Here is a 10,303-nt window from a genome sequence, read left to right as displayed (position 1 = left end):
GGGGGAGGCGGGGGAACACGCTCAGACCTTCTTGATGACCGCCTTGCCGAACAGGCCGACGGGGCGGATCGAGAGAACGACGAGAAGCAGGATCAGGCCCGGCACGTCCTTGTAGCCGGTCGAGATGTAGAAGCCGGTGAGCGTCTCGGCGACGCCGAGGATCAGGCCGCCGACGATGACGCCGAGGCCGGATTCGAGGCCGCCGATGATCGCCACCGCGAACGCCTTCAGGGCCAGCACCGCGCCCATGGTGGCGCCGGTGAGCGTCACGGGAGCGACGAGCACGCCCGCGAAGGCCGCCGTCATGGCGCTGATCGAGTAGGACAGCGTGATGACCTTTTGGGTGTTGATGCCCATCAGGCCGGCGGCGTCGATGTCGTTGGAGGTGGCGACGACCGCCTTCCCCCAGATCGACTTGCGGTTGAAGATCTCGACCGCGAGCATCATCAGCAGAGCGCCGGCCACGATCAGCAGCTCCATCGGCAGGATGCGGATGCCCGCGACCTGGATCGCCTCCTCGGGGAGCGGCGAGGGGAACTTGAGGTCGTCGCGGCCCCAGACGTTCTCGGCGACGTTCTTGAAGATGATGCCGAGCGCGATGGTGGCCATGATCCATCCGTACTCGGATTTGATCTTCACGGCCGGGCGGACGCCGAGCCGCTCGACCACGGCGCCGAGCGCGAAGCCGAAGACGAGGACCAGCGGGATCATCAACCAGTAGCCCGTGAAGGGCACCAGCGTCAGGCCGAACAGGGCGCCGAGCGCCAGCGCCTCGCCCTGGCCGAAATTCAGCGTCTTCGAGGTGGCGAAGGTCAGCTGGTAGCCGAACGCGATCGCCGCGTAGATCATGCCGACCGCGACGCCGGACGCGATGAGCTGGAGCAGGATGGCCATGGGTGCGCCGTGAGGGGGTGGAAGTCTGGGATCCGCGGATAGCGCCGCCGGATCGATGGGTGGGGTTGCCGTCTTCCGGCTTGGCCGCTTCGATGCCGACCCCGCTTCGTCATCCCGGGGCCGCGCAGCGGAACCCGGGATCCATGAACACCGCAGAGCCTCGTCCTGCCGCTTCGGTGTTCATGGATTCCGGGTTCGCCTGCGGCGCCCCGGAATGACGGCGGTGGTGGCCAACACGTCCGGCACGGTCGTGGTTCGCGCGTGCCCTGTGTTCGGGCTACGTTAGTGCGCCGCCGGTCGTGACCGGCGGCGGCCATAGCCGAGCTCAGTTCGAGCTCTTCTCCTTGAGGCGCACGACGCCCGCGTTCTTGGCGTCCTCGGGCTTGGCGTAGACGATCTTGCCGTCCTGCACCTTGCCGAACACGACCATGTTCCGCGAGATCGCGTTGTGGTCCTTGGCCGTGAAGGGCTTCTCGTAGGTGGTGACGACGCCCTCGACCCGCTCGTTCAGGTTCTCGAGCGCGGCGCGGATCTTCGGCCCGTCGGTGCCGCCCGCCTGCTTGATGGCGGCGGCCAGCAGGAAGATCGAGTCGTAGCCTTGAGCGCCCGCCACCGGGGTCGGAATCTTCGTCACGCCGTAGGTCTTGTAGTAGTTCTCGAGGAACGCCTTGCGCTTCGGCAGCGTCTGATCCTCGATGAAGGTCTGCGGCATGATCACGCCGTTGCCGTTGGCACCCGCGATATCGATGAAGCTCTGCATCGAAGAGGGCCAGCTCGTGATCATCGGCACCTTCCAGCCGAGCTTGGCCATGCCGTTGGAGATCTGGGCCAGCTCCGGCCCGATGCCGTAGGCGAGGATGACCTCGGCGCCGGCCTGCTGCGCCTTCAGCAGCTGGGCCGTCATGTCGACGTCCTTGATGTTGAACTTCTCGACGGCGACCGGCTTGATCGACTTGGTGGCAAGGTACTTCTCGATGTCCTCACGGCCGAGCTGGCCGTAATTGGTCGAGTCGGCCAGCACCGCGATCTTCTTGTGGCCCTGCGCCAGGGCCTCGTCCACCATCAGGCCGGCCTGGAGCACGTCGTAGGCGGAGTTCCGGAAGACGTAGTTGGCGTCGTAATCCGGTTCCTTGAACTGGTTGGTGATGATCGTGCCGGTGGCGACGTTGTTGAACACCGGGATCTCGGCTTCCTGGTAGAAGCGCTGGGCGGCCAGCGCCACGCCGGTGTTGATGAAGCCGACGGTGGCGACGACCTTCTCCTTGTTAATGAGTTCCTGCGCGACCTGCGCGCCGACCTCGTTCTTGGCCTCGTCGTCCCGCTCCACGAGCTGGATCTGCCGGCCGAGCACGCCGCCGGCCTTGTTGATCTCGGCCGCGGCGAGCTTGGCGCCGTCGCGCATCGACACGCCCATCGAGGAGGAGCCGCCCGTGTACGGGCCGGTCAGGCCGATCTTGATCGGATCGGCGGCGCGGGCCGGTGTGAGCGCCAGCGCGCAGCTCAGCGCGAGCGCGGACGCGCCTACGGTAAATCGCATCGTTTCCTCTCCCAACAGGCCGCTCGCGCGGCGTGCCCTTCGATGTGGCACTCTGTATTCAGGTGCCTTGAATTCAGATCGACCGTCAAGCGGCCGACGGGAGCGGAGCTGGGTTTTTACTGCCGATGATGTGGGCATGTTGCCGAACCGCGATGACAAAGCAGCGCGGCTGGGTATCGGGCGCGCATCGCGGCGGGGATTAAACCGCACGCTTGGCAGAACGTCGCGTTACGTTCGTGCCCTCCGAGATGGGACGTGGTTCTTCGGGTGCCGACGCGCGTCCGCGCGAACGGCGCCGCGACCGTGCCGGCGACGGATCGTCCCGTTCCGAGCCCCCGTTCCGAGCCCGGCCGACGGATGCGTCGGTGCGCGGATCGGCGCGCGAGGTTCAGCCGGCCCGGGCGGGGTCCGCGAAGGCGGGCAGGACCGCGCGGCCGAACGCCTCCAAGAAGGCCTCCTGACTGCCTCCGACCTGGTGGACGATGATCTCCGCGAAGCCCAGCTCGGCCAGTTCCGCGAGCCAGGCCGCGTGCCGGCCCAGGTCGTCCGAGACCCGCACGCAGGCGTGGATGTCCTCCGGCCGCACGAAGCGTGCGGCGGTCTCGAACTCCTCGGGCGTGCGCAGCTCCCAGTTCACGTCCCCCTCGATGGCGTTGCTCGCCCACTGCGCGTGCGCCTCGGCGAGCGCGCGGGCCGGATCGGGGTCCCAGCACACCTTCGTCTGCAGGAAGACCGGCTTGCCCGCGCCGCCGCCCTCGCGGAACGCGTCGAGCACCGGGCGCAGCTTCTCCGGATCGATCCCGACCGTGACGAGCCCGTCCGCCCAGGCCGCGACCTTGCGCGCGGTCGCGGGCGTGACGGCGCCGCCGACCAGGAGCGGGGGAGTCCGGGGCCGCGAGTAGAGCTTGGCATCCACCACCGTGACGCGGCCGCGATGCGTCACGGTCTCGCCCGCGAAGAGCGCCCGGATGATCGCCGCGCACTCGCCGAGCCGTTCGGTCCGCTCGGCCTTCTCCGGCCAGGGCAGGCCGGTGACGTCCTCGTTGAGGCGCTGCCCGCTGCCGAGCGCCAGCCACAGGCGGTCGGGGAACATCTCGGCGAGCGTCGCGGCCGACTGGGCGAGCACGGCCGGGTGGTGGCGGTAGCCCGGCGCGGTGATGATCCCGAACGGCATCCCGGTGACGGCGAGCGCGGCCCCGAGCCAGGACCAGGCATGGCCCGAATGGCCCTGTGCCCGGCTCCACGGCTTGAAGTGCTCGGACGACATCGCGCAGGCGAAGCCCGCCGCCTCGGCCGCCCGGACATGGCGCAGCAGCGCGGAGGGCGCGTGCTGCTCGTGCGACGCGTGGTAGCCGATGCGTGCCAAACCTGGTCTCCCGGTCGCCGTGGGGTCTGTCGATGTCGATGGAAACGCCCGGCCCGCGCTTCCGTGCGGCGGGGCAAACGCCTCAATCCGCCCCGGCGATGCGCGGCGCCCGGCGCGAATCGGTCTCGCGCAGGGAGCGGTCGGCGTAGGTGCCCTGCACGGCCGCCCGACCGCCATGGTCGTAGAGGTCGAGCGTCAGAGCGCTGTGGATGAAGCCCAGATGGCTGAAGGCCTGGGGGAAGTTGCCGAGGAAGCCGCCGTCCTCCGCCGCCTCCTCGGCGTAGAGCCCGACATCGTTCTGCAGCGCCCGCAGCGCGTCGAAACGGGTGCGGGCCTCCGCGTCGCGGCCGAGCCAGAGCAGGGCATCGACGAGCCAGAAGGCGCAGAGCAGGAAGGTGCCCTCGTGGCCCGGCAGGCCGTCGTCGTTCCGGTAGCGGTAGACGAGGTGGCCGTGGCCGAGCCGCGCGATCACCGCATCGACGGTGCGGGCGAAGGCGGCCTCGTCCACGGGGAAGCCGACCATCGGTGCGACGAGCAGGGCGGCGTCCGGCTCGTCGGTGCCGAGATATTGCGGATAGTGGCCGTCGCGGTGGATGGCCTCGCCGTTGACCCAGGCGACGATCCGGTCGCGCTCGCGGCACCAGTGCGGGCGCTCGCCGAACAGGCGGATCGCCCGGTCGAGGGCGACCCAGTTCATGATCGCGGCGTGCAGGTAGCGCTGCTCGGGCTTCCTCGGCTCCCACAGGCCCGCATCCGGCTCCGCCCAGTGCGCGGCCGAGATATCGGCCAGCCGCGCGCCGTGCGCGCGCATCGCCTCCGGCAGCGTGCCGCCGAGGCGCTCGTAGAGGTAGAGCAGGTCGAGCACCTGCCCGTAGGCGTCGGCCTGGTGCTGCTCTGCGGCCTCGTTGCCGTGGCGCACCGGCGCGCTGCCGCGCCAGCCCTCGAAATGCGAGATCGTGACCTCGCCGAGATCGTCCTCGCCCGCGATGCCGTAGAGAGGCTTCAGCCGGCCCTCGGCGCGCGCGCACAGGTCGGAGACGAAGCCGAAGAAGGCCTCCGCCTCCCGGACCATGCCAAACTTCTTCAGGACGTAGAAGGACAGGCAGGCGTCGCGGATCCAGCAGAAGCGGTAGTCCCAGTTCCGGATGCCGCCGACCTCCTCGGGCAGCGAGGTGGTGGCCGCCGCCACGATCGCCCCCGAGGGCGCGTAGGTCAGCGCCTTCAGCACCAGGGCCGAGCGCATCAGCTCGCCCGCCAGCGGCCCCACATAGGCCGCCCCTTGCGTCCACAGCACCCAGGCCCGGCGGGTCTCCTCCATCAGCGCGCGGGCGTCCGGCGGGGCGTCGGGCGTGGCGCCCGGATAGAGCGCGAAGCGCCGCTCCTGCCCGGCCTCCAGGGTGAAGCGGGCGACAGCGCCCGCGTCCTCGACCGCGAAGGCGGCGTCGGAGACGAGCCCGGGGCAGCCGTTCGCCGCCACGCGCCCGTCCGTCGCGGCGAGCGGCGCGGCCGCCTCGGCGAAGCCCGCGAGCGGCCGGTAGACCGCGACCATCGGCACCCGCCCCGAGACGCCGGCGACGAGCCGGACGAGGCGCGGCCGGTCCGCCCCGCCCTCCGGCCCGACCATGAAGTCGTGCAGGGTGACGAAGCCGGTCGCGGTGGTGAAGGTGGTCTCGAGGATGTTGCTGCGGCTCAGATACTGCCGCGCCGTCTCGAAGCGCTCGGCGGGCCGCAGCGTGAAGTGGCCCCCGCGCCGCCGGTCGAGCAGTCGCGAGAAGGTCGGGTCGGCGTCGAAGCGCTCCAGGCAGGCCCAGTCGATCCCGCCGTCGCGCGCTACCAGCGCGCAGCCCTCGCAGTTGCTGAGGAGCGCGTAGGCCTCGATCGGCTGGTAGTCGCGCTCGTCGTCGAATCCCGGCATGGCTCTTCCCCCCTCCTTGCCTTGCGCCGCCTCCCGGACGGTCGCCGTCGTCGTCCGCCGCGAGGGCCGCTCAGTCCGCGAGCCGGAAGGCGGGCTCCAGCAAGCCCCGCGCGCCGACATCGACCCGCAGCGTGCGGCCGTGCTCGGGGTCGGCTCCGCGCTCCGCCGCGTCCATGCCCTCGTAAGCCGAGGTCACGAGGAGCCAGTCGAGCGCGCGGCCCGCGAAGGTCGGGCAGGTCGGCCGGGACGGGGGCACCGGAACCGTGCGCACCCGCTCGCCGGCCGGGCTGTAGGCGTCGAGGCAGCCCGCGCCGAACCGGGCCGTCCAGATCAGCCCCTCGGCGTCCACCGCGGCGCCGTCGATGCCGCCCGCGCCGCCGCGATGGTCGTAATGCGTCTCGGGCTCGCCCGTCGGCAGGCCCGTCGCGGGGTCGAGGGCGACCCGGCGCAGCACGCCCTCGTCCGTATCCACGAAGTAGCCGGTCGCGCCGTCGGGCGAGAAGGCGATGCCGTTCGGGATCGTCAGGTTGGCGAAGAGCCGCGTCACCCGCGTGCCGGCGACGTGGTAGATGGCGCCCCGCCCGGGCTCGGCGTCGCGGCCCATCGTGCCGATCCAGACGGCGCCGGCCGGGTGGACGCGCCCGTCGTTCGAGCGGGTGCCGGGGTCGTCCGCCTCGAGCGGGCAGCAGAGCGAGAGCCCGCCATCCGCGATCGTCCGGACGTAGAGGCCGTCCTCGGCCGACAAGAGCTGCCGCCGGTCGTCGATCGCCGCGACGTCGCTCGCCATGACGGGCAGCGCGTGGATCCGGGCCGGACCCGCTTCGCCGAGGCGCAGCTCGAACAGCCGGCGCTCCGGGATATCGACCCACCACGCCGTATCGGTCGCCGGATCGTAGCTCGGCCCCTCGCCGAGATGGCAGCGGGACGTGTCGAGGATGCGGACGCGCGCTGGCTGCAAGGCTCTTTTTCCTGGCTGACTGCGCAGGACGACGTCCCGGGAGGGAGCGCGGTTCCGGCCGCGCCGCGCCCCGCGCCGGCCCGGGTGCGCGGGCGCACCGCGGCGTGCGGCGCCCCGCGCGGCGCGGGGATTAATCCCGGGTGTGCGCGCCCCGCGCCGCAAGGCCATACTCTCGACGTGTTGCCCCCGCAGAGCCTGCGGCTTAACCGGTGGCGGACGCCCCGAGCCGAGAGACGCAAGACGCCATGAGCTACCCGGGTCAGCCGGCCCTCGCGCTCCCCGAAGCCGCGCCGCGGCTGAGCGCGACCGAATCCTACCTGCGCGTGCTGCACGCCCTGATGCTGCGCGACATGCGCACGCGCTTCGGCGCCTCCTACTGGGGCTACGCGGTGGTCGTGCTCTGGCCCTGCGCCCACGTCTTCATGCTGGTGGCGATCTACTACTTCCGCAAGGTCCCGGCGCCGATCGGCGAGAGCAGCCCGATCTTCTTCGCCAGCGGCGCGGTTCCGGTGCTGGTCTACCAGTACATGTCCCGCGAGGTGATGAAGTCGGTCGGCGCGAACCGGCCGTTGACCTACTACCCGCAGGTCAAGCTCATCGACGTGATCATCGCCCGCCTGCTCGTGGAGATCGTGAGCGGCTCGCTCACCCTGATCACCGTGCTGGCGATCCTGACCGCGCTCGGCATCGATCCGCGGCCGGCCGACCCCTTCACGGCGGTGACCGGCTTCCTGGCGGCGATCCTGCTCGGGATCGGGATCGGCTTCGTGAACGTCTGCATCATGGCGTTCTTTCCCACCTGGGCACTGGGATACGTGCTGTTCAACATCATCATCTACATCACCAGCGGCGTGATGTTCCTGCCCAACTACCTGCCCGAGCAGCTCTACGCGATCTTCAAGTACAACCCGGCCGTGCAGATCATCGAGTGGGTTCGGCTGGGGTACTATCCGACACTCGACGTCCAGGTGGACTACTTCTACGTGATCATGTTCGGGCTCACGACGCTGAGCATCGGCCTGCTCATGGAGCGGTTCGTGGTCCGCAGGCTGTCGTAGCCGCGCGAGGGCCTTGAGCGTGTCATCTTCGGGCCGGCGCCCCGCGCCGGCCCGCGCCGCGGATGCGGCCGAGCCGGGGTTGCGTGTGGGACTGACGATCAAGGGCCTGCGGGCCGCGCTCCGGCGGATCGCGACGGGGCAGGGGAGCCTGGGTCCGTTCGGGGGGACGCCCGATTTCGCCGGCCGCGTCGCCGGCATCACGGGGGCCCGGTGCGAGAACCTGACGGTCTCGGGCCGGGGCCGCGTCGTGCTGGCTCCCGGCGCGCGGATCGGCTTCGGCATCAAGCCCTATCTCGCGGCCTCGGCGCTCTCGGTGCAGGTCGTCCTCGACATCGAGGCCGAGACCGTCAACGGGCCGCCCTGGCTGGCGGTGGATTACGGCGCGGGGTTCGCGCCCGAGCACACCGTCCCGCTGCGCCGGCCCGACGCGGGCACGCGCTGGACCCTGCACGTGCCGCTGCCGCAATTCGTGCGCGGCCTGCGCCTGGAATTCCACAACCAGATCGTGGGCCCGGCCACGATCCATGCCTGCCTCGTGCAGCGCTCGGACCTGCGCGACCTCCTCGATCACCTGTTCCGCCTGCCCGCGCCCGAGCGGCAACGCCTGACCGGGGCCAAGGTCGCGGGCGTGCTGGCCGCGCTGGAGGACCGGCGCGACGCGGTCGCCGAGGATGCCGCGGCCGAGCGCCCGCAATCCGCGCTCGCGGCCGCGATCGGGTGCGGCCTGCTCGCCGACCACGCGCAGTCCGCGCCCTCCGATCCGCGCTACGTCGGCGTCGTCGAGCGGGACGACCGGCTCGGCGAGGCCGACCGGGCCTGGATGGACGGCCGCATGGCGGCCTTCGCCGAGCGGCCGCTCCTCTCCGTGGTGATGCCGGTCTACGACCCGCCGCTCGACCTGCTCGAGGAGGCGATCCGCAGCCTGCAGCGGCAGACCTATCCGCACTGGGAGCTGTGCCTCGCCGACGACGCCTCGCGGGACTTCGCCGTGCGCGACGTGGTCCGCCGGCTCGCCGCCGAGGATCCGCGCATTCGACCCGTCTTCCGCGAGACGAACGGCCACATCTCGCAGGCCTCGAACGCGGCCGCCGCCCTGGCGCGGGGCCGGTTCCTCGTCCTGATGGACAACGACGACCTGCTGCCGGACCACGCGCTCTGGACGGTCGCCGACGCCATCGACCGCCATCCCGGCTGCCGGATGCTGTTCTCGGACGAGGACAAGATCAACCTCGAGGGGCGCCGGGCCCAGCCCTACCGGAAGGGAGCCTTCGACCGCTTCCTGATGTACGGCCACAACATGTTCAGCCATCTGGGCGTCTACGAGCGCGCCCTGTTCGAGGCGGTCGGCGGCTTCCGCGTCGGCTACGAGGGCAGCCAGGACTACGACCTCGCCTTGCGCTGCATGGAGCGCTGCGCCGAGGCCGAGATCGTGCACATCCCGCACGTGCTCTACCGCTGGCGCCAGCTCCCCGGCTCGACCGCCCTCGGGGGCGGCCAGAAATCCTACGCCTTCGCGGCGGCCAAGCGCGCGATCGACAGCCATTTCGAGCGGATGGGCTACCCGCTCGAATCGATCGACGGCCCGGGTCCCGGGATCGCGGCCGTGCGCACCCTGGGCGTCGCCGACCCGAAGCGGATCAGCGTCGTCATCCCAACGCGCAACGGACTCGACCTCCTGCGGCCCTGCATCGAGTCCCTGCTGGCGGTCGGCGACCCGCTCGTCGAGATCGTGGTCGTCGACAACTTCTCGGATGATCCCGGAACGCTCGCCTACCTGGACGGGCTGCGCCGTGACCGCGCCCGCATCACCGTGGTGCGCTCCGAGACAGCGTTCAACTTCCCGCACCTGTGCAACCTCGGCGTGGCGCGGGCGCGCGGCGAGATCGTCTGCCTCCTGAACAACGACACCGAGGTGCTGAGCCAGGACCTGTTCCAGCGCGCCCGGGCCTTCCTGTCGATCCCCGACGTCGGCGCGGTCGGCGCGCGCCTGCTCTACCCGCACGGGGCGGTCCAGCATTTCGGCGTCTACACGGGCGTCGGCCCCTACGGCATCGCCACCCACGCCCATGCGGGCCGGGCGGACGACGCGCACGTGCAGTTCAGCAAGAGCGTGCTGCTGCAGCAGTTCGTGGCGGTCACGGCCGCCTGCTGCTTCCTGCGCAAGGCCGATTACGAGGCGGTCGGCGGCATGGATGAGGCGTTCGCGGTCGCCTACAACGACGTCGATCTCTGCCTGAAGCTGCGCCAACGGGGCCTCAAGGTGATCTGCGACCCCGGCATCCGGCTGGTGCACAAGGAATCGGTCAGCCGCGGGCGCGACGTCGATCCCACGAAGGTGGTGCGCCTGCGCCGCGAGGCGGAGCTCATGGAGGCGCGCTGGGGTCGCGAGGGCCTGCGCGATCCCTTCTACAACCCGGCCTTCTCCGCCCGGAGCGGCGATTTCGAACTCGCCGAGTTCCCGCGCGTGGCGATCCCCTGGAAGGACCCGGCCGGTCTGGCCGAGGTGCGCCCCGAGGCGCCGCCGGAGATCGAGGTCGCGTACGAGCCCGCGTCCGAGGGGCGGGCGGGGCTGTGA

Annotated in this window: 7 protein-coding genes; 2 read left to right on the top strand and 5 right to left on the bottom strand. The window is 71.0% G+C overall.

The window, feature by feature from the left end; all coding sequences use genetic code 11:
• Window positions 1-21: 21 nt before the first annotated feature.
• The 5 genes from AX737_RS01975 to AX737_RS01955 all read right to left on the bottom strand — a co-directional run bounded on the left by AX737_RS01975 (window position 22) and on the right by AX737_RS01955 (window position 6,670).
• A complete protein-coding gene (locus AX737_RS01975) occupies window positions 22-894 on the bottom strand; it encodes a branched-chain amino acid ABC transporter permease (RefSeq protein ID WP_066918588.1) in 873 nt (290 codons plus the stop codon).
• 325 nt (window positions 895-1,219) lie between these two features.
• Window positions 1,220-2,431, bottom strand: coding sequence for an ABC transporter substrate-binding protein (locus tag AX737_RS01970; protein WP_066918585.1), 1,212 nt, complete (start codon window positions 2,429-2,431; stop codon window positions 1,220-1,222).
• Between the two features lie 388 nt (window positions 2,432-2,819).
• Window positions 2,820-3,797, bottom strand: coding sequence for a TIGR03885 family FMN-dependent LLM class oxidoreductase (locus tag AX737_RS01965; RefSeq protein ID WP_066918583.1), 978 nt, complete (start codon window positions 3,795-3,797; stop codon window positions 2,820-2,822).
• 82 nt (window positions 3,798-3,879) lie between these two features.
• Window positions 3,880-5,712, bottom strand: a complete 1,833-nt coding sequence (locus AX737_RS01960; RefSeq protein ID WP_066918581.1) for a glycoside hydrolase family 15 protein — start codon at window positions 5,710-5,712, stop codon at window positions 3,880-3,882.
• A 70-nt stretch (window positions 5,713-5,782) separates the two neighbouring features.
• Window positions 5,783-6,670, bottom strand: a complete 888-nt coding sequence (locus AX737_RS01955; RefSeq protein ID WP_066918579.1) for an SMP-30/gluconolactonase/LRE family protein — start codon at window positions 6,668-6,670, stop codon at window positions 5,783-5,785.
• Between the two features lie 245 nt (window positions 6,671-6,915).
• Between AX737_RS01955 and AX737_RS01950 the strand changes: the two genes are divergently transcribed.
• Window positions 6,916-7,728 carry an ABC transporter permease gene (locus tag AX737_RS01950; protein WP_066918577.1) on the top strand — a complete coding sequence of 271 codons (813 nt, stop codon included), beginning with the start codon at window positions 6,916-6,918 and terminating at the stop codon, window positions 7,726-7,728.
• Window positions 7,729-7,813: 85 nt separating this feature from the next.
• Window positions 7,814-10,303: a glycosyltransferase family 2 protein gene (locus tag AX737_RS01945; RefSeq protein ID WP_066918575.1), complete on the top strand. Its 2,490-nt coding sequence runs from the start codon at window positions 7,814-7,816 to the stop codon at window positions 10,301-10,303.

The sequence above is a fragment of the Methylobacterium sp. CCH5-D2 genome (assembly GCF_001556475.1).
In the GTDB taxonomy this organism is placed as follows: Bacteria; Pseudomonadota; Alphaproteobacteria; order Rhizobiales; family Beijerinckiaceae; genus Methylobacterium; species Methylobacterium hispanicum.
Note: the sequence above shows the minus strand (reverse complement) of the source record. Positions and strands in the feature narration are given on the sequence as shown.

Coding starts and splice junctions, on each gene's coding strand:
- AX737_RS01975 (WP_066918588.1), bottom strand. CDS start 894: ATGGCCATCCTGCTCCAGCTCATCGCGTCCGGCGTCGCGGTCGGCATG.
- AX737_RS01950 (WP_066918577.1), top strand. CDS start 6,916: ATGAGCTACCCGGGTCAGCCGGCCCTCGCGCTCCCCGAAGCCGCGCCG.
- AX737_RS01960 (WP_066918581.1), bottom strand. CDS start 5,712: ATGCCGGGATTCGACGACGAGCGCGACTACCAGCCGATCGAGGCCTAC.
- AX737_RS01970 (WP_066918585.1), bottom strand. CDS start 2,431: ATGCGATTTACCGTAGGCGCGTCCGCGCTCGCGCTGAGCTGCGCGCTG.